The organism is Clostridium sp. SM-530-WT-3G (assembly GCF_012843905.1).
Taxonomy (GTDB): domain Bacteria; phylum Bacillota; class Clostridia; order Clostridiales; family Clostridiaceae; genus Clostridium.
Genome location: NZ_JABAGC010000029.1, coordinates 21,869 through 41,877, shown reverse-complemented (window position 1 = coordinate 41,877; position 20,009 = coordinate 21,869). Strand labels below are relative to the sequence as shown.

Sequence of the window (20,009 nt, the reverse complement as noted above, 5' to 3'; positions counted from 1 at the left end):
GGAAATTTGAGTGATATAAAAATCTCGGCTTTTCGAAGCCTTGATATATAAGGGTTAAGAAATATGATTAACCCTATTTACTCTAAAATAACAAGGTGCTTTTTTAGAATAATAAACCTAACATATTAAATATTCAGTTAATAGCAGCAGTTAAATTAGTATGAGGAGTTTAGTAGTATAGTAGAAAAAAATAAGAGAATTCTAGGGCTGTAAAAAAGACTTTTTTGAAAATATTAATTGCAATAAGTAGAAGTGAAAAATTGTTAACTGTTACCTGATCACAGATTACCCGCAAAGGGCATTAATTGAAAAATTAGGAGGATTTTAATTATGGATAAATTATCAAAGAAAAATTTAAGATTAGTAAGCTTAATGCTTTTTTCATTATTTTTTGGAGCTGGAAATTTAATTTTTCCACCATTCTTAGGACAATCAGCAGGATATAATGTGTGGATATCAATGTTTGGTTTCTTTATTACAGCAATTGGGTTCCCAATCTTAGGAGTAATAGCAGTTGCTAAATCTGGAGGACTTAGAAATTTAGCTAGTAGAGTAAATCCAGTTTTTGCAGGAATATTTACAGTGTTGATATATTTATCAATAGGACCTTGTCTTGGAATTCCAAGGGCAGGAAGCTTACCCTTTGAAATGGCTGTAGCTCCTTTTTTAGTTGAAACAAATATAAGTACAGTACTTGCAAGATTTTTATATACTTTAGTATTTTTTTCGATAGCATATTGGTTATGCCTTACACCTTCTAAATTAGTAGACCGTATGGGTAAATTTTTAACACCTACTTTATTAAGTCTTATAGGATTTGTATTTTTAGCGAGTATATTTAAGCCATTAGGAGGATATGGTGTTCCAACTTCAGAATATTCGTCAGGAGCATTTGTAAAGGGATTTTTAGAGGGATATTTAACAATGGATACAATAGCTGCATTGAACTTTGGGATAGTAATTTCTTTTGCAATAAAATCAAAGGGAGTAACTTCAGAAAAAGCAGTAGTTTCATCATCAATAAAGGCTGGATTTATAGCTGGAACATTACTTATAGTAGTATATTCAATGCTTTGTCATCTAGGAGCGACAAGTGGGGGAAGGTTTGGTGCAACAGAAAATGGTGCACAGACTTTAAATAATGTTATGACATATATATTTGGAAAACCAGGTGGAATACTTTTAGCAGTAATTTTCACAGTAGCATGTCTTACAACATGTGTTGGTCTTATAACATCATGTAGTGAATATTTTGAAACATTAACTTCTAAGGTAAGTTATAAAGCATGGGTGAGAATTCTTTCTCTTTCAAGTATGATATTAGCTAATATGGGACTTACAAAAATTTTAGCTGTTTCAGTTCCTGTTTTGAATGCAATATATCCAATAGCTATAATGCTTATAGTTTTAGCTATGTTTGATAAATTTTTTGCTGAAAATAAAATGGTATATTCTTTCACTATATTGTTTACAGGGGTTGTAAGTGTAGTTGATGCATTAAATCAAGCAGGAATTACTATTGGATTCTTTGTAAGTACTTTTTCAAAATTACCGTTTTATTCACAAGGATTAGGGTGGATAGTTCCAGCTGTTTTAGGTATAGTATGTGGATATGCAATAAACTTTATTTGTAGAAAGCAAGCACAAAGAAAACAAGATGTTGTAAGGGAATTTTGATATATTATATAAATAGCTGTTAAAAATTGCTGTCATCATAAATGGCAGCAGTTTTTTATATATAAAAGGAAGTAATAATTAAATATAGTTCATATTCATTTAAATAGATTATTTTGATTTTGAATAATAAATTAACTATGTTAAATAAGATTCTTGTAGCAATAATTATATCATGCTTAGTTACCTCAATTCTTATAACTGGAATATCGAGTTTTATGAGTATAAGGACGGTAAAAAAATGAATCTGAAAATAATCTTTTAAATATGCAAGAACTAATGCTAAGGAGATTAATGAAGGGTTAATCTCTACTAAAAATTTTGTGGAAAATATAGAATCATTAATTGGAACTACATTAGATTTAAATAAAGTTAGTAATGATGAAAATTACTCAAAAGATTATCTGAACTCATTTGATGGATTTGTAGAAAAGGTAGTAAATGATAATGAAAAATTTTTAGGATGTGCCATTTTTATTAATCCTGAATTAACTAATGAAGCAAATCAGGTTATTTATGAGAGAAATGAGTCTACAAAACAAGTAAATAAACTTTAATTATAAAGCTGATAAAGTTAATCGTGTACTTGCATATTCAAAATTATATAATGGTAATATTATGGTGATAACTGCAACTGAAAAAGATATATGTTAAATGAATCTGCAGAGTCAATTAATAATACTGTAGTAGAATTAGCAAATGGTGCTGGTGAACAGGCACAAGAAGCGCAATTAGGTGCAGAAAAATTAAATGAACTAAATAATAATGTAGAAAAAATGGTTTCTATTACAAAAGGATTCCAAAGTGAGTTTGGAAAAGCTACAGATGAAAATAAAGAAGGTTTAAGTTCAATTACAGATTTAATGATTAAAGTTGAGGATACAAGAAATCTTTCTAATAAGACTAATAAAAATGTTAATCTTTTAGCAGAAAAGTCTGTAGTTATAGAAAGTATAATATCTACAATTGATGATATATCAGAGCAGACAAATCTTTTAGCACTTAATGCAGCTATTGAAGCAGCAAGAGCAGCGGAGTCTGGAAAGGGATTTGGAGTTGTAGCTGAGGAAATAAGAGGTTTATCAGAACAGACAGCTGAAGCAACACAAAAAATAAGCCAAATAATTAATGAAATAAGGCTTGAAATTAATAACACTAAAGAAAACATGGATAAATCTAATATATCGTTAGATGAAATGAATAATTCAATGAATGTATCAAAGAGTATCTTTGAAAAAATGCAGAATACTTTTGATTTTATGGCTGATCAGGTAGAATTGTTAATTTAAAATATTGGAAATGTTAATGAAAGTAGTGAAGTAGTATCTGGCTCAATGAATGGAATAATTGCTGTATGTGAAGAATCAGCAGCTGCAACTGAAGAGGTATCAGCGACTGTGCATGAACAGCTTAACTCAGTTAATGAAGTAGGAAGAGGAACTGAAGAATTAAATTCAGTTGTTAAAAAATTAGAAGAGTTATTAGGAAAATTCACTATTCAGTAATATTAAAATTTTAATAGGTTAGATATAATAAAAAATTACTAGTATAAAAACTAAAATATACTAGTAATTTTTTATATAAAATATGATTATTAATTTATTTTATAGCATGGCTATAATAAGTTTTATGCCTTTATTATGAATGATTTCTTTCCATTCATCACTTATGCCATCATCTGTTATTATGGTATTAAAGTTATTTAAATCAGCAAAATAAGATGATTTTACAGTACCAAATTTTGATGAATCTACAAGAAGTATTTTTTCTAATGATGAATTTAAAATGGCTTGTTTTGTTAAGACTTCATAACTATTAGAGCAAGTAACACCTAAGGTTTCATGCACTCCAGATGCTGAAACAAATACTTTTGTAGCACGGGTTTTTGTTATTAATGAAATTCCTTCAGCACTTTCAAACATTTGAGTATTTGGATGGAAGTAGCCTCCAGAAAAAATTAAGTTTATATTCTTTTTCTGAATTAATTCATTTAAAATATTAGTATTAAAAATAAGTGCACTGATTTTTAAGTTTGGATCTATTGAACTTGCAAGCTTTTCTGTTGTAGTTCCAGTATCAATTATTATCACATCATCTTCTTCAATGAGCAAAGCTGCAGTTTTACCAATTAATAATTTCTGATTTTCTTGTTTAATGGTTTCACTATTAATATCATAAAATGATTCGAGTTTTTCTATATTATTTGAAGGATTATATATAGCTGCACCATAAACATTATTGATAATATTATTAGACTTTAATACTTCAAGATCACGTCTTATAGTCATTTCAGAAACATTTAATATTGAAGCTAATTCTTTTACAGTAGCTCCATTTCTTTCTTTTAATATATCTATAATTTTATTTGCACGCTGTAATTTTTTGCTCAAATATTAATCACCACACTTTCAATAAAAAACTATATAAGCTATTAAACTTATATTTTAATTTAAGAAATAAATTTATCAGAATTATTTTACATTGACTGATTTTATGTGTCAATAAATTAAATGTTCGAACTTTAACATTTTGTGTTGACATTTTAACATGTAGAATGTAATATAATTACATAAACAATAAAATTAATTACGGTGAGGTAGTAAAATGAACAAAGCAGATATTTTAAGTCATGTAGATCACACATTATTACAACCAGTTGCAACATGGGAAGATATAAAGAAAATATGTGAAGAATCAATTGAGTATAAGACAGCTTCAATATGTATTCCAGCATGTTATATATCTCGTATTAATGAAACATATGAAGATAAAGTTAACATATGTACAGTAGTTGGATTCCCTTTAGGATATTCAACAACAGAAGGAAAGATAGCAGAAACTAAGAAGGCTCTAGAAGATGGAGCTAATGAAATAGATATGGTAATTAACATTACTGATGTTAAGAATAAGTTATTTGATAAAGTTACAGAAGAAATAAAAGCTTTAAAAGAAGTATGTGGAGACAAGATCTTAAAAGTTATTGTTGAAACTTGCTATTTAACTGAAGATGAAAAGGTTCAAGTATGTAAATGTGTAACAGATGCAGGAGCAGATTACATAAAAACTTCTACAGGCTTTGGTACTGGTGGAGCTACACTTGCAGACGTTAAATTATTCAAAGAACATATAGGACCAAATGTTAAAATTAAAGCGGCTGGTGGAGTAAGTACAGTTGAAGACCTTGAAATGTTTATAAATGAAGGCTGTGACAGAATCGGAACAAGTAGAGCAGTTGGACTATTAAAAGGTGAAGAAACACAAGGATATTAATTAATTTAACATCTGTGAAGATGTAGAGGTAAATAATATAGTCATAAATATTGTAGTTAATGGAAAAGAATTTGGAATATAAAATTCTATCCATTAACTATATTTTTTTATTTATTTAAAATAATTTATATCTTGTTAAATACAATAAATTGATAATATTGAATTTTTATATTAGTTTGAATAATATTAAAAAATAATCTAGTTTTTGTAAAAAATATAGATAAATATAAGAATTAAATATAAAAATAGAAAAAAAGGTAGAAAAATAAATAAAATTAGTGTATAATTCCTTTTAATGAGAAATTATGTAATATTGATAAAATAAAAACAATATTATATGTCTGGTAAGAATGATAATTTATTTCAACTTTATCTATTAATCTTTTTTAAAGGTATTATTTATTAAGAAAACTTATTATTTATATTTTTTTGGTGGAGAAGATTAATATTTAAGAGACTGAACACAATGTTATAAGAGGAAGGGAGAGAGAGGTTTGAAAATTAGGACAAGCCGTAAATTCAAATTAAATACTATATCAATGGTAACAACAGCACTGTTATCAGTAATACCGTTAATATTATCAGCTTTAATATCATCGATTATTTTGAAAAAGAATAATGGAACGATGTTTATAGAAATTAGAAGAGCCAGCAGAGTATTCTGGTTGGGATGAGATTAAAAATAATCAAAGTGGAAGCATGATGATAAATTATGATTCTGTAGATTATGAAGTTGTTTATACAACATCTTCTATTCTTGATTGGAAGATAATTCTTAAAGAACCAAGAAAAGATTTAAATTCATCTATATTAAGTATAATAAGAATTAATGTTATTAGTATAACTATAATAGCGTTAATTTCAATAGCTATAGCATATGTATTTAAAACTAAGCTAGGTGATGTTATTGATAATATAAATAAGCATATGCAGTTAGCTTCTGAGGGAAAACTTAATTCAGAAATAGAAGAAGAACCTATTACATATGAGTTTTATTCGTTAACTGAAAACTTTAATAACATGTTAGAAAAGATATCTGCTTTAATGGGGAATGTTGATAATTCAATTACGTCTGTAAATAAAAATTCAGAAGAGGCTTATAAGATGAGTGGGCAGATTTCAGATTCAATAAATCAAGTTTCAGAGACTATAGCACAGATATCTCAAGGAAATATTGAATGTTCACAAAACTTAGAAGAAATTTCAGAAAGAATTACTGATTTATCTAATTCAATGAATAATATAAATTCTGAGACGCAAGGTGCAGATGAAATAGCTAAGAAAACTGATAATTTAAGTATGCATGGAAATATGATGGTAGATTTAATTAAAGAAAAATCTACAGTTACAAAGTTAAATTCAGAAGAAGTAAAAGCTGTTGTTTATGATGTTGCTGAAAGTGTTGAAAGTATAAGCAATATGAATGCAGCTATAAGTGATATTGCATCACAAACTAATCTTCTTGCACTTAATGCAGCTATTGAAGCAGCAAGAGCAGGAGAAAGTGGAAGAGGATTTGCTGTTGTAGCAGATGAAATAGTTAAGCTTGCAGATGAAACAGGTAAGTCTGCTAAACAAATAGAACTTTTAGTAAATGCAATTAAGAAAAAAACACAAAATGCAGTGGAAAAAGTAAATGAAACTACTGAACTTGTAATAAGTCAGGAAGAAGCTGTAGAACAATCGAGTGAAGTTTTTAATGGAATATCAAATTCAGTAAAAGAGCTTACTGATAAAATAACATTTATAAGAGATGAAGTAATATCAGTAAATTCATTAAAAGATGAAGTTTTGGATAAAGTAGAGAATCTTTCTGCTATATTTGAAGAAACAGCAGCTGGATCTGAAGAAGTAACTGCTTCGGCAGAAGAGGTTTCATCTACTGCTGAATCGTTTGTTATTCAATTTGATAATTTAAAGAATACAGTTAATGATTTGAATAATGAAGTATCAAAATTCGAATTTAAATAATTATATAATGTAAATAAATATAAATTTCTAAGTTAGTCATATAATACGATTTGAACTTAATAATAAAAAAAGAAATCCAGTATAATGTTTTAATTATCTGGATTTCTTTTTATCTATTCAAGATTTAATTTGTTCTTTAATAAATAATTTGTTATAAAGAAATAAACACATGAATAAATAAATTTGATTACAATACATGCTATAAGCAACCAGCTTAAATTATTTAAAGAATCATACATAAATACTAGTGAAGGAATATTCATAGCATCATTTAATCTAATAAAGAAGTTACTTGAAATAAATCCTTCTAAAATACAAAGAGCTATAAAGGCTACTACAGATAAAAGAATTTTTGCATTATTGAATAAATGACCAAGTGATATTGAAGCATATAATTTAAGAATAAACTGTATTAATTCTAATAGTCCTAAAATTATCATTTCTAAGAAAATTATATATGCTATTCCACCTAATTCATTAAATGCATTTTTTAGATTTGGAAGAAAAAAGTTAAAGAGTGCATTAATAAAATTTTTATCTACAAACAATATGAAAATAGAAAGTACAGCAATAATGCAACTTACTATACTCCATACACCAGATGTAATTAATTTGCTGATAATATTCTTATAAGGCATAATAGGTAATGTATGCATTAAGTATCCTTCATCGCCAAGAAGATTTTTGTGATATCTCTGAACTATTATAAAGAAGGTAGCTATAAATACAGCTGCCATAATGAATCCGTATACAAATATGCTCAACATAAGAGCTAATCTACTAAAGGTGCCATCTAAAGAGTTAGGATTATCATGGAAGATTCTTAATATTACAGAAAGAATTAGTAATCCACCATAAAGAGGCAGAATGTTTCTCCCTGTTGCTTTGAATTCATATTTAATTAATTTTCTTAACATTTAAATACCTCCCTAAATAAAGCATCAACACTTTTTCCTTCAACTTCACGTATTTCATCAACGCTTTTAGTTAAGAATATTTCACCATAAGATATGAATACAACATCATCTAAAATTCTTTCTATATCTGAAATAAGATGTGTTGATATTACTATTGTGGCATTTGGATTATAATTAGTTAAAATAGTATTTAATATATAATCTCTGGCAGCAGGATCAACCCCTGCAATAGGTTCATCTAAAAGGTATAAATCAGCTTCACGGCTCATTACCAGTATAAGCTGTACTTTTTCTTTTGTACCTTTAGACATTGTTTTTAACTTATCTTGTGGATTTATATTTAATTTGCTTAACATGTCATATGCTTTCTTAGGATTGAAGTTTTTATAGAAATCGTTAAAGAAGTTGATTATGTCAGAAACTTTCATCCAGTTATTTAAATATGTTCTCTCAGGTAAGTAAGAAACTATTTCTTTAGAGTGTATACCAGGAGCTTTACCATCAATTAATATTTCACCACTTGTAGGGGTTAAAAGGCCATTTGCAAGTTTTATCAAGGTACTTTTTCCACTTCCATTAGGTCCTAGAAGCCCTACAATTCTACCTCTATTAATTTTTAAATCAATTCCTTTTAAGGCTTGCTTTTTGGAAAAATGTTTAACTAAGTTTTTACATTCTAGTATTGGGGTATTATTCAAACAATCAGAAATAGGGAAATCAGGTTTTGAATTATCATTACTAGAAATTTGATTATTATCATTATTCATTATTTCATCTCCTTAGAAATATTTTTAACAAGTTCAAGTATTTCATCTTGAGTGTATCCCATCTTTTTCATGCTTTTAAAAAAAGAGTTTATTGTATCTTTGGCTAAATCATTTCTAATATTTTTAATCATTTTTGTGTCCTCCGTAATGAATCTACCACTTGTTCTTTGACTAAAAACAAGACCGGTTCTTTCTAATTCAGTAAGAGCTTTTTGCATTGTATTAGGATTTACTGAAGCTTCGCTTGCAATCTCTCGCACAGAAGGAAGTTTTTCCCCAGCTTTATAGGTGCCACATATAATTCTCAGCTGAATTTGTTCCATAAGCTGTAGATATATAGGTTTGTCATCAGTAAAATTCCATGACATAATATCACTCCTTTACTTTGTATTATTGTATTAAGTCTTTAATACAATAATACAGTCTTTGTAAATAACAGTCAAGGGAAAAACTGAAATATTTTATTTGAGTTAAAAAATATATTTTATTGAATAAAAAGGTAAGTGATGATATAATAAGCCACAAGGTGTATATACACCTGTAAAAGATGTGGGGTGCTATGTAAAGATGAATATGAATTTAAAAGAAGAAATACTTAAGATTAAGAAAGAAAAAAATGCTGTAATTTTAGCACATTATTATCAGCCAGGAGAAATTCAAGAGTTAGCTGATTATGTAGGAGATTCTTATTATCTAAGTGAAAAAGCTAGAGATTGTAAGGAACAAGTAATAGTATTCTGTGGTGTTAGATTTATGGCAGAAAGTGCAAAAATCTTATCTCCAGAAAAAACAGTACTTATGCCTTGTAACACAGCTGGATGTGCGATGGCTGATATGGCAAGTAAAAAAGCATTAATAGAAATGAAGGAAAAATATCCAGAAGCATTTGTTGTATGTTATATTAATTCAACTTATGAAGTAAAAGCTTGCTGTGATGTTGCTGTAACTTCATCAAGTGCCATGAATATAATGAAGAATATACCTAATAAACAAATCTTATTCTTACCTGATAAAAATTTAGGAGGATATATATCAGAATTTTTCCCAGAAAAAGAATTTATATTATGGGATGGATTTTGTAGATGCCATAATAAAGTCAGTGCAGAAGATATTTTAAAGGCAAAAGAAGAGTATAAAAATGCAAAGATTCTTGTTCATCCTGAATGCACTAAAGAAATACGTAATATGGCAGATTATATTGGAAGTACAAGCGGAATAATTGATTATGCAACAAAGGATGATGGACAAGTTTATATAGTGGCAACTGAAGAAGGAATATTATATGAATTAAATAAAAGAAATCCAAATAAGAAATTTATAATTCCAGGAGATGGAGTATGCTGTCAGGATATGAAAAAGACAACTTTAGAAAATTTATATAACTGCTTATTAAATATGGAATATGAAATTGTATTGGATGAAGAAATTAGAAAGAAAGCATTAAGATCTTTAGAAAACATGCATAAATTAGGAAGTGATAAGTAATGAATAAATTTGTTGATATAATTATAGTAGGGTCTGGAATATCAGGCCTTTATTGTGCATTAAATTTAAGAAAAGACTTAAATGTACTTGTAGTATGTAAAGATAAAATATCTACTACAAATACTTATTTAGCTCAAGGTGGTATTTCAGTAGCAAGAAATAAAGAAGATATTCCAGGTTTTATAGAAGATACATTAAAGGCTGGACAGTATAAAAATGATGTAAAAGCTGTAACAGTATTGGCTGAAGAATCAATAGAAAATGTGAAAAACTTAGAAAAATTAGGCTTAAACCTTGATAAAAATGAAGATGGTACATGGAACTATACAAAAGAAGGGGCTCACAGAATTAATAGAATAGTTCATACAAAGGATAATACAGGTGAAAGTGTAGCCAAAACATTAATAAATAATGTTAGAAAGGCTGAAAATATAACTGTTTTTGAAAATACATTTTTTGTAGATTTAATAGAAAAAGATAATGAGTGTATTGGTGCCGTAATTATTAAGGATAATACTCAGATTAATGTGTATGCTAAATCTGTAGTACTTGCCACAGGTGGTATTGGTGGATTATTTAATAACTCTACAAATCAGAGAATATTAAAAGGAGATGGACTTGCTATTTGCGCAAAGCATGATGTAGAGCTTAAGGATGTAAATTATATTCAGATTCATCCTACTGCTTTTTATGAAGAAAATAGTGATAACAGAAGACTTTTAATATCTGAATCATTAAGAGGAGAAGGTGGAAAGCTCACTAATGTAAATGGTGAAAGATTTATTAATGAACTTCTTCCAAGGGATGTTGTTTCAAAAGCAGTTTATGAGCAGATTAAAGAGACAAATACACCTTATGTTTATTTAGATATAAGATTTTTAGGAGAAGAGTATATAAAAAATAGATTTTCTTCTATATATCAAGCTTGCTTAGAAAGAGGAACTGATATAACTAAGGAAAAGATAAAAGTTTCACCAGCACAGCATTTCTTTATGGGTGGAATAAAAGTAAATATAGACGCGGAGACTTCTATGAGAAATTTATATGCTGTTGGAGAAGCAAGCTGTACAGGAATTCATGGAGCTAATAGACTTGCAAGTAATTCACTTCTTGAAGGGCTTGTTTTTTCAAGAAGAGGTGCAAATTTAATAAATTCTAAAATTGATAATATAGAGAATAAAGTAATAGTAGTAGATGAAATTAATAAATCTTTAGAAGAATTAGTTAAAGAAAATGAAGATATAGCAAGAAATACAATTGAGAAGCTTGGGGGGAAACTTGATAATGAATTGCTTAGTTGTAGATAATATAATAAAAAATGCACTTATTGAAGATATACCTAATGGAGATATTTCAACAGAATGTATTATTGATGAAAAAAGTACATGTACAGTTGAATTATTATGCAAAGAAGATGGAATAATAGCTGGGTTAGATGTGTTTAAAAGAGTTTTTGAAATACTGGGAGATGTTGAAGTAAGGCTATTTAAACAAGATGGGCAAAAAGTTTGTGCTAAAGAAAAAATAGGTGAATTAAAAGGAAGCACTAGAAATGTCCTTATTGGGGAAAGGGTAGCTCTTAATCTGCTTCAAAGAATGAGTGGAATTGCTACTTTAACTAATAAATTTGTAAATGAAATAAGCCATACAAAGGCTAAGCTTTTAGATACAAGAAAGACTACTCCTAATCTAAGAATACTTGAAAAGTATAGTGTAAAAGTAGGGGGAGGCTGTAATCATAGAATTAATTTATCAGATGGTGTTATGCTTAAGGATAATCATATAAGTGCAGCTGGCGGAATAAAAAATGCAGTAAAATTAGCAAAAGAAAATTCGTCATTTGTAAGAAAAATTGAAGTTGAAACAGAAAGCCTTGAAATGGTTGAAGAAGCATTAGAGGCTAAAGCTGATATTATAATGCTTGATAATATGGATCTTGAAACTGCAAAAAAAGCAGTAGAAATGATTGGTGATAGAGCACTTACTGAATTCTCAGGAAATGTTGAACTGAAAAATATAAAATCAATAGCTGAAATTGGTGTTGATTATATTTCTGTAGGAGCACTTACTCATTCTGCAAAAATATTAGATTTAAGCATGAAAAATTTAAAGATTATATAGTTTTTCGGTAATTATACAAAAATTTATATGCAACTAAAACGATAGGATATGTTGACAAAAGGTAATAAAATAATTAGTATTAGGATAAACATAGAATATAAATAGAGCTAATGATAAAAATTAAATAAATAATCATATTTTAATAGAAGAACAATATTGGAGGATAAATAATGAGAGTAGTAATAGTTGGAGGAATTGCAGCTGGTACTAGTGCTGCAGCTAAACTTAGAAGACTTCATAAGGATGCTGAAATTGTTATATATGAAAAAGGAGATATAGTATCATTTGGTGCATGTGGACTTCCTTATTTTGTAGGAGATTTCTTTGAAGATACAGAAAGAATGATAGCAAGGACTCCAGAAGCATTTATAAAATCAGGAGTAGACGTTAAGACTCTTCATGAGGTAACAAATGTAGATTTTAAAAACAAGAAGGTTACAGTAAAGAACTTAAAAGAAGATACTGTTTTTGAAGATTCCTTTGATAAAATAATGATAGCTACAGGAGCTAGAAGTATAATACCACCAATTAAGAATGTAAACTTAGAAAATGTTCATACATTAAAAAGCTTACAAGATGGATATGCATTAAAAGCTCTTATGAAAAATGAAAAAAACAAGAAGGTTGCTATAATTGGTGCAGGATTTATAGGTCTTGAAGCAGTTGAAGCAGCTAAGAAGTATGGTAAGGAAGTATCAGTATTCCAATTAGGGGATAGAATACTTCAAGATGTTTTTGATAAGGAAATTACAGATCTTTTAGAAGAAGAATTAAGAAAACATGATGTTAATCTTTATGTACAAGAAACTGTAACTGAATTAATTGGAGACGGTAAAGTAGAAAAGGTTGTTACAAATAATCGTGAAGTTGAAGCTGATGTTGTAATTATAGCTACAGGAGTTAGACCTAACACAGAATTCTTAAAGGATTCAGGAATTGAAATGCTTAGAAATGGAGCTATAGTTGTAGATAATCACGGAAGAACTTCTATAGAAGATGTTTATGCAGCAGGAGACTGTGCAACTATTTATCAAATAGTACAGGATGAACAAAGTTATGTTCCACTAGCTACAGGAGCTAACAAACTTGGACGTATAGTAGGTGAAAATTTAGCAGGAATGGATACTGAATTCCAAGGTTCATTAGCATCAAGCTGTATAAAAGTAATGGATATGGAAGCTGGTAGAACTGGAATCACTGAAGAAAAGGCTAAAGCACTTGGAGTTAACTATAAGACAGCATTTATTACTGATATGAATCAAACAGATTATTATCCAGGTCAAAATAAGATATATGTAAAATTAATTTATAATGCAGATACTTATGAAATATTAGGTGGTCAAGTGGCAGGATATAAGGGAGCAGTTCAAAGGGTAAATGTATTAGCTGCATGTATATTTGGAAAACTTACTACAAAACAACTTGGAATGCTTGATTTATGTTATGCACCTCCATTTGCAAGAACATGGGATGTATTAAATGTAGCGGGAAATGTTTGTAAATAAAAATAGAAGTAGATAGTATTTATAAAAAGCTCACTAGAATAAATTTCTAGTGAGCTTTTTATATTTAATAATTTTATATGAATTTATTTTCGAATTATGATTTTAATGTTGGTATTTACTATATGTTAAGAAGACTTAGCTCATAACTAGAGAATAAATTCCATAAAGAGCAACAAGTACAATTATAACTGCAAATATAGCTTCGCCTTTACTAAATATTTTTTTACCATTTTGTTTTCTAGCTATCATATAAAGTGGAATTCCAATTGCATAGAAAATAAACGAAATAAGTGTATATTTAATCTGTGCTGAATACGCCATAAAGAGAATATATATGAATGCAAGAATACCAATTATTAATGCTTTATTTCTGCTGTGCTTTTTATTTCCAGTAAAGTCACTACTATCCTTATTTTTGCTAATTTTAATGAGATACATTGCAGAAAATAAATATGGCGGAATAGTCATAACAGCAACAATAGTTAAAAGCATTTGATATGCATTATTATCAAAATGAGAAATTAAAATAATTATTTCAATTACAATAGTTGCTACAATAATTGAAACCACAGGAACTCCTTTTTTAGAAACTTTAGCAAAAGACTTAGGAAATGATCCGTCATCTGCGGCCGCATGTTGAGGAAGTTCAGCTAACATTTCAATCCATGAAATCCAGCTTGAGAAAACAGCAAATAATAGTGCAATAGTTATTACATCACGTCCAATAGTACTATGCCATAAGTTCATAAGAATATATGCAGTAGATGGTGAAGTCATATTAGCTAATTCACCATATGAATATACGCCAAGTGAAAATATTCCTACACTAGCATACATGACTAAACAAATAATAAAACCTAGAACTGTTGCTTTAGGTACTAGCTTTACATCTTTTGCCTTATCAGACATAACAACAGCACCTTCGACACCTCCAAATAACCATAATGTAATAACTATAGTATTCATAACTTGATGGATAAGACTACCCATAGGCTTATCATCTAAAGCTGGAATAGCTATATAAGCAGCTGAATTATCAGTGAAAGTATGTAGGTTGAAGTGCATTAAAACAGTTGCTAAGAACACAAATATAACTGAAAGCATGAAAGCTGTAGCAACTTTTTGAATTACACTTGAAACTTTTACTCCTTGAAGAACTAAAGCGGTGATTAACCATGTAATTATAGAAGCACCAATAACTGAGGGCCAGTTATTTCCTCCAGTAAAAACTCCTGGGAAAAAGTAATTCAATGTACTCATAACTAAAACTGCATATGCAGCATTTGTAGCACATTGGCAAACAAAGTAAGCCCAGGAAGTAAAGAAGCCACTAAATGGTCCAAAACCAACCTCCGCATATTTATATAATCCAGCAGTCAAATTTGATTTAACATCACTAAGGATAACAAACATTTTTACAATAAACCAGATGCCAATACCAGTAATACCCCAAGCAATAAGTTGACCGGTAACCCCAGATCCAGCAGACATATTTTTAGGTAAATCAAAGACACCTGTACCAACCATAGCACTAATACAAAGTGCAACAAGTCCTATTAACCCTAGTTTTCCTGCTTTTGATTTTTCATTTTCCATAGTAAAATTATCCTTTCTATATAATTTATAAATAATTAAGGGAAATAACCCCGCGCGTCATTCTACACTGTTATTTTGAATAAGTCTATTAAAGCTAATTTAGTTTTTGATTTTATATAAGGTGTATTTTTATTAATTTTACTTTAAGTATTTATTTTTATATATGTATCAGATTTATTTAAAGATAAAAATTATTTATTTTATTAAAATTACTAGAACTTTATTTGATTTTTCAATTAAACATATAAATTATTATAATAAGTTTTCTGAAGAAATAATTTTAAACTTAAAAAAATTACTTAAAATGGTAATTGTTTTATTTAATATAAAATTATACAATATTAGAGGGACTATAGGAGAAGGCAGTATAAAAAATTTATATGTCTTCCTTTTATTTTATATAAGTTTAAATGAAAGTGATGGGAGAATTTATGACAGATATGGTTAAAAAAAAGATTAGATTATTTTGTGAGAAAGGGAAGATGGATGTTAAGAATCTAAAGGTCACAAAAAGCGATAAAGGTTATATTGCCAGTGATAAAAGGATGTCAATGATGTTTGATAAAGAGGGCAAACCAATATCACTACCTTTAAATAAGTCTTATGGAAGTATGGGGAATAAAATGGGTAAATGGATGTCATTAGTATATATAACTGTAATTGTTGGTGTTATACTGTTCGTGGCTGTAGGTACTATGATAAATAAATTTCTGCATTAAAAATGAATTTTGTGTAAACAATTAACTTGGCATATATTCAAGATAAAGAGTAAAAAAAGATTATAATTTTAAAAGGTGTTTAATTGTTTTCATAGAATTTGTATATTAATAGATATTTAAGGGGTTGATCTATATGGACAAGAAAAAGGTCTTAATACCAATTGATGGAACTGAAAGAAGTATGCATTCTTTGGATTTTGTTAAAGAAATATTCCCAAAGGGATCTGTTGAAATTACAATAATGCATGTAAAAGAATTAGTAGCCATTAATGAAATGATGGTAGCAGATGAAATAAGAATAGCCCAGGAATTATCTAAAGATATATTGTCAGCAGCAAAGGAAAAAATGAAAGGTTATATAACTAATACTTATTTTACATTTGGATATGCAAGTTATGAAATAATTAGAAAATCAATTGAGGAAAACATAGGAGTAATAGTCATGACTAAGTCTACTAAAAGAGGCTTAAACAGGTTAATTGGTTCAGTCACTACAAGTGTTGTAAGACGAGCAAAATGTATAGTAATGATTGTACCAAGTGACTTTTCTATAAGTATAAAGTAGATAAATGTGTATAATAGTATTTTATTTGATTAAGAACATGGAATTTTTATAGTTATGGTGATATAATATATAAAACTTATTCAAAATCCTATGTTTGGGTAAGAATTTAAAAATTACTTTAAACTAATATATACACAATAAGGAGTACAAAATGAGAGCAGTTTATAAAAATCCAAGAGAATTAGCAACATGCTTAAAGGACATCGTAGATAATTATTATGAGGATTTAATAACATATGATACTATGTCAGATAAGATAATGAAAATTGTAAATGCAAACAAAGATGCAGTATATAAGGAAAAAGCAATGTCAGTTAAAATTGCCAATATCTTAGGTGAAGAAAGAGTAAATATAATTGATGAAGTTGTAAACAGCAACAAATAGCTTTATTGAATAAGTTGACAATTTTTATTAGAACAATTAAGATAGTAATAAAGTGAATAGTAATAATCCTTTGAAGAGGAAGAGTAATTTAACTTAGGTTCGTATAAGAGAGCTGGGGATGGTGGAAGCCTGGCATGAAAGAGTTTTATGAATGGGCCTTGTAGGAATGAAGGGAAATCAAAAGAATTTTTTGAGAGTATATGATATGGAGTGCTGCACCTTAAAGCAGATAGAACATGAATTGTGTTTGAAGTTTTTATATATAAGTTTTGATTATATATACACTATAATAGGTGGTATAGCGGATATTATCTCCGTCCTAAATTTAGGACGGAGTTTTGTTTTTTATAGATATTTTAGGCTAAAATAAATAATAGATGAAATAGATTAAGGAGTGAATTTTTAATGAGTAAAAAAATAATATTAACAGGAGATAGACCAACAGGGAAATTACATATAGGTCACTATATTGGTTCATTAAAGAACAGAGTTGAATTACAAAATACAGGAGATTATGAAAGCTTCATAATGATAGCTGACCAACAAGCTCTTACTGATAATGCAAGAGATCCTGAAAAAATAAGAAAGAGCTTAACTGAAGTTGCTTTAGATTATTTAGCAGTTGGATTAGACCCAACAAAATCAACTATATTTGTTCAATCTCAATTACCAGAATTACATGAACTTACAATGCACTACTTAAACCTTGTAACACTTTCAAGATTAGAAAGAAACCCTACAGTTAAAACTGAAATAAAACAAAAAAATTACGAAAATAGTATTCCAGCTGGATTCTTAATATATCCAGTAAGCCAAGCAGCTGATATAACTGCATTTAAGGCTACAACAGTTCCAGTAGGGGAAGACCAATTACCTATGATAGAACAAACTAGGGAAATAGTAAGAAGCTTCAACAGTATATATGGTGATGTATTAGTTGAACCAGAAGCTATAATTCCAAAAGATACTTGCGGAAGATTACCTGGTACAGACGGAAAAGCTAAGATGAGTAAATCTATAGGTAACTGTATTTATTTATCAGATGATGCTGATACTATAAAGAAAAAAGTTATGTCAATGTACACTGATCCAAACCATATAAGAGTAGAAGATCCAGGTCAAATTGAAGGAAATACAGTATTCACTTACTTAGATGTTTTTGCTAAAGATAAGGAAGCTGTTCAAGAAATGAAAGAACATTATCAAAGAGGTGGTCTTGGTGATGTTAAAGTTAAGAGATATTTAAATGAAGTAATGCAAGCTGAACTTGAACCAATCAGAAAGAGAAGAGAAGAATTTGCTAAGGATATGGATTCAGTTTATAAGATGCTTAAAGATGGAAGCGATAAGGCTAGAGAAGTAGCTGCTCAGACTTTAAGTGAAGTACGTAACGCAATTGGATTAGAATATTTCAAATAGAATATATTATAAGGTGAGACATCATAAATATTATGGTGTCTTATTTTATTTGCTAAATTTATAATTATTATTCATATGCTGATGCCATTGTTAATATTAATATAATATGTAAACAAAACAAGTTAAGTTTTAATTTATATGGAATAATTATTTGGATTTGAAAAGGAGATCAGCTATGGATAAATTAAATGATGAAGCAAATAATAATGTAAATATGGAAGAGGAAGATGTAGAGATAATAGAAAAGGATATAGAAGTAGAAGATAATACTATTGTAGAAAAAGAAAAAATAGAATCAGATTGTGAACAAGAAGTAGAAGAAATAAAAGATAATATTATTTCAGAAAGAGATATAGAAAAAACAGAAAATATTCCTGTCGCAGAAAAAGAGATAGAGGAAGATGGTATTGTAGAAGAAGATAGCCTTACAAAAAGAGAGGTAGAAAAGTTACAAGATGTTAATGTTGTAGAGAAAGAAATAGAAGAAGATAGCAACATTATAGAACAAGTGATAGGAGAACAAGATAACAGTATTGTAAAAGAAGATATAAAAGAAAATAATAATATTAATGATTTTGAAAGAGATAAAACCAACAATAGAAAAGTAAGAAGAGAAGAGAGAAAATTAAAAGTTCCAAATATATATATGCGTGCTATGAGTTTTATTGTTATGAGCATATTTTTGTTTGGAGCAGCAATAGGCAAAGCAGGAGCTATATCATTTAATGATAATAAGATATCATTAAATTTAAATTATAGCAATGAGAACTCAGACAATAATGATGAGAGTAATACTAAAAATAATACTGAAAAGAATGATATAAATACTAGTAAGAAAAAAGGTAATAAAACAAATTCTTCAAATAAAGAGAATAATAAGTCTGATAATAAATATAAAAATACTAGTGATGAAGGGCAGAAATTTATCTATGATGCAGTAGAAGTAGCCCAAAAACTTAAAAAGGGTGATTATCAAAATGGAGGAAAAAAGATTGTATTTTTAACTTTTGATGATGGTGCTTCTAATACAGTAACTCCTAAAATATTAAAGATATTAGATGATTATAATGTAAAAGCTACATTTTTTATAATGGGTTCGGTACTTGAAGATGGCGGAGAAAATGCAAAAAAGCTAGTTAAAGAAGAATATAATAAGGGACATGCTATAGGAAATCATTCATACTGCCATGATTATAGCGTGCTTTATCCAGGAAGACATCTTGATTTAGAGGCTTTCAAAAATGATTACAGTAAGAATGAAAATGAATTAAAAAAGATATTGGGTGATGATTTTTCTACAAGGGTCATAAGATGTCCTGGAGGGTATATGTCATGGAAGGACATGGACAAACTAGATGAATATTTAAAGGAAAATAACATGGCATCTATAGACTGGAGTGCACTTAGTGGAGATGCTGAGGGCGAAAAAAAAGATGCAAGCCAGCTTTTGAAATATGCAGTAGAAAGTTCAATGAATCAGGAAATGGTAGTACTTCTTATGCATGATACTTATGGTAAAGAAGAAACTGCAAATTCACTTCCAAAGATTATTGAATATTTTAAAGGGCATGGATATGAATTTAGAACATTAGGATAATTGTATATATTAAAATTA

General features: G+C 28.5%; 20 protein-coding genes. 15 read left to right on the top strand and 5 right to left on the bottom strand.

What is annotated here, in order from left to right; all coding sequences use genetic code 11:
• Positions 1-330 precede the first annotated feature (330 nt).
• From brnQ to HF850_RS15830, 4 genes are all read left to right on the top strand, one after another.
• A complete protein-coding gene (gene brnQ, locus HF850_RS10880) occupies positions 331-1,677 on the top strand; it encodes a branched-chain amino acid transport system II carrier protein (RefSeq protein WP_169105466.1) in 1,347 nt (448 codons plus the stop codon).
• A gap of 320 nt (positions 1,678-1,997) precedes the next feature.
• On the top strand, positions 1,998-2,231 hold the full coding sequence (locus tag HF850_RS15840) for a hypothetical protein (protein WP_243159470.1): 234 nt from the start codon (positions 1,998-2,000) through the stop codon (positions 2,229-2,231).
• A gap of 90 nt (positions 2,232-2,321) precedes the next feature.
• Positions 2,322-2,963, top strand: a complete 642-nt coding sequence (locus HF850_RS15835; protein WP_243159469.1) for a methyl-accepting chemotaxis protein — start codon at positions 2,322-2,324, stop codon at positions 2,961-2,963.
• A 45-nt stretch (positions 2,964-3,008) separates the two neighbouring features.
• Positions 3,009-3,179, top strand: a complete 171-nt coding sequence (locus HF850_RS15830) for a hypothetical protein (protein WP_243159468.1) — start codon at positions 3,009-3,011, stop codon at positions 3,177-3,179.
• A gap of 99 nt (positions 3,180-3,278) precedes the next feature.
• Here HF850_RS15830 and HF850_RS10870 read toward each other — a convergent pair whose 3' ends face one another.
• Entirely contained in the window at positions 3,279-4,064 is a 786-nt protein-coding gene (locus HF850_RS10870; protein ID WP_169105465.1) for a DeoR/GlpR family DNA-binding transcription regulator, read from the bottom strand.
• A gap of 214 nt (positions 4,065-4,278) precedes the next feature.
• On the opposite strand from HF850_RS10870, the gene deoC reads away from it, so the two are divergent.
• A complete protein-coding gene (gene deoC, locus HF850_RS10865; protein ID WP_169105464.1) occupies positions 4,279-4,944 on the top strand; it encodes a deoxyribose-phosphate aldolase in 666 nt (221 codons plus the stop codon).
• A gap of 702 nt (positions 4,945-5,646) precedes the next feature.
• Entirely contained in the window at positions 5,647-6,915 is a 1,269-nt protein-coding gene (locus tag HF850_RS10860; protein WP_169105463.1) for a methyl-accepting chemotaxis protein, read from the top strand.
• Between the two features lie 113 nt (positions 6,916-7,028).
• Here the strand turns inward: HF850_RS10860 and HF850_RS10855 are convergent, their stop codons facing one another.
• The 3 genes from HF850_RS10855 to HF850_RS10845 all read right to left on the bottom strand — a co-directional run bounded on the left by HF850_RS10855 (position 7,029) and on the right by HF850_RS10845 (position 8,967).
• Positions 7,029-7,832 carry an ABC transporter permease gene (locus HF850_RS10855; protein ID WP_169105462.1) on the bottom strand — a complete coding sequence of 268 codons (804 nt, stop codon included), beginning with the start codon at positions 7,830-7,832 and terminating at the stop codon, positions 7,029-7,031.
• Positions 7,826-8,530, bottom strand: coding sequence for an ABC transporter ATP-binding protein (locus HF850_RS10850; protein WP_243159471.1), 705 nt, complete (start codon positions 8,528-8,530; stop codon positions 7,826-7,828). The genes HF850_RS10855 and HF850_RS10850 overlap by 7 nt, the downstream gene beginning before the upstream one ends.
• A gap of 68 nt (positions 8,531-8,598) precedes the next feature.
• Positions 8,599-8,967 carry a GntR family transcriptional regulator gene (locus tag HF850_RS10845; RefSeq protein WP_169105460.1) on the bottom strand — a complete coding sequence of 123 codons (369 nt, stop codon included), beginning with the start codon at positions 8,965-8,967 and terminating at the stop codon, positions 8,599-8,601.
• A gap of 205 nt (positions 8,968-9,172) precedes the next feature.
• On the opposite strand from HF850_RS10845, the gene nadA reads away from it, so the two are divergent.
• From nadA to HF850_RS10825, 4 genes are all read left to right on the top strand, one after another.
• Positions 9,173-10,084: a quinolinate synthase NadA gene (gene nadA, locus HF850_RS10840; protein WP_347564429.1), complete on the top strand. Its 912-nt coding sequence runs from the start codon at positions 9,173-9,175 to the stop codon at positions 10,082-10,084.
• Entirely contained in the window at positions 10,084-11,391 is a 1,308-nt protein-coding gene (locus tag HF850_RS10835) for an L-aspartate oxidase (RefSeq protein ID WP_169105458.1), read from the top strand. Before nadA ends, HF850_RS10835 begins: the two co-directional genes overlap by 1 nt.
• Positions 11,369-12,205 carry a carboxylating nicotinate-nucleotide diphosphorylase gene (nadC, locus tag HF850_RS10830; RefSeq protein ID WP_169105457.1) on the top strand — a complete coding sequence of 279 codons (837 nt, stop codon included), beginning with the start codon at positions 11,369-11,371 and terminating at the stop codon, positions 12,203-12,205. The genes HF850_RS10835 and nadC overlap by 23 nt, the downstream gene beginning before the upstream one ends.
• A gap of 170 nt (positions 12,206-12,375) precedes the next feature.
• Entirely contained in the window at positions 12,376-13,710 is a 1,335-nt protein-coding gene (locus HF850_RS10825; RefSeq protein ID WP_169105456.1) for a CoA-disulfide reductase, read from the top strand.
• A gap of 135 nt (positions 13,711-13,845) precedes the next feature.
• On the opposite strand, the gene hdcC is transcribed toward HF850_RS10825, so the two are convergent.
• Positions 13,846-15,306 carry a histidine-histamine antiporter gene (gene hdcC, locus HF850_RS10820; protein ID WP_169105455.1) on the bottom strand — a complete coding sequence of 487 codons (1,461 nt, stop codon included), beginning with the start codon at positions 15,304-15,306 and terminating at the stop codon, positions 13,846-13,848.
• Positions 15,307-15,737: 431 nt separating this feature from the next.
• On the opposite strand from hdcC, the gene HF850_RS10815 reads away from it, so the two are divergent.
• The 5 genes from HF850_RS10815 (at position 15,738) to HF850_RS10795 (ending at position 19,991) form a co-directional block, all read left to right on the top strand.
• Entirely contained in the window at positions 15,738-16,025 is a 288-nt protein-coding gene (locus HF850_RS10815) for a hypothetical protein (RefSeq protein ID WP_169105454.1), read from the top strand.
• Between the two features lie 133 nt (positions 16,026-16,158).
• Positions 16,159-16,590: a universal stress protein gene (locus tag HF850_RS10810; RefSeq protein ID WP_169105453.1), complete on the top strand. Its 432-nt coding sequence runs from the start codon at positions 16,159-16,161 to the stop codon at positions 16,588-16,590.
• Between the two features lie 151 nt (positions 16,591-16,741).
• Positions 16,742-16,975: a TIGR04540 family protein gene (locus HF850_RS10805; protein WP_169105452.1), complete on the top strand. Its 234-nt coding sequence runs from the start codon at positions 16,742-16,744 to the stop codon at positions 16,973-16,975.
• A 405-nt stretch (positions 16,976-17,380) separates the two neighbouring features.
• Positions 17,381-18,394: a tryptophan--tRNA ligase gene (gene trpS, locus HF850_RS10800; protein ID WP_169105451.1), complete on the top strand. Its 1,014-nt coding sequence runs from the start codon at positions 17,381-17,383 to the stop codon at positions 18,392-18,394.
• Between the two features lie 175 nt (positions 18,395-18,569).
• The gene (locus HF850_RS10795) at positions 18,570-19,991 is read left to right on the top strand and encodes a polysaccharide deacetylase family protein (protein WP_243159467.1); all 1,422 of its coding nucleotides are present in this window, start codon (positions 18,570-18,572) and stop codon (positions 19,989-19,991) included.
• Positions 19,992-20,009 lie beyond the last annotated feature (18 nt).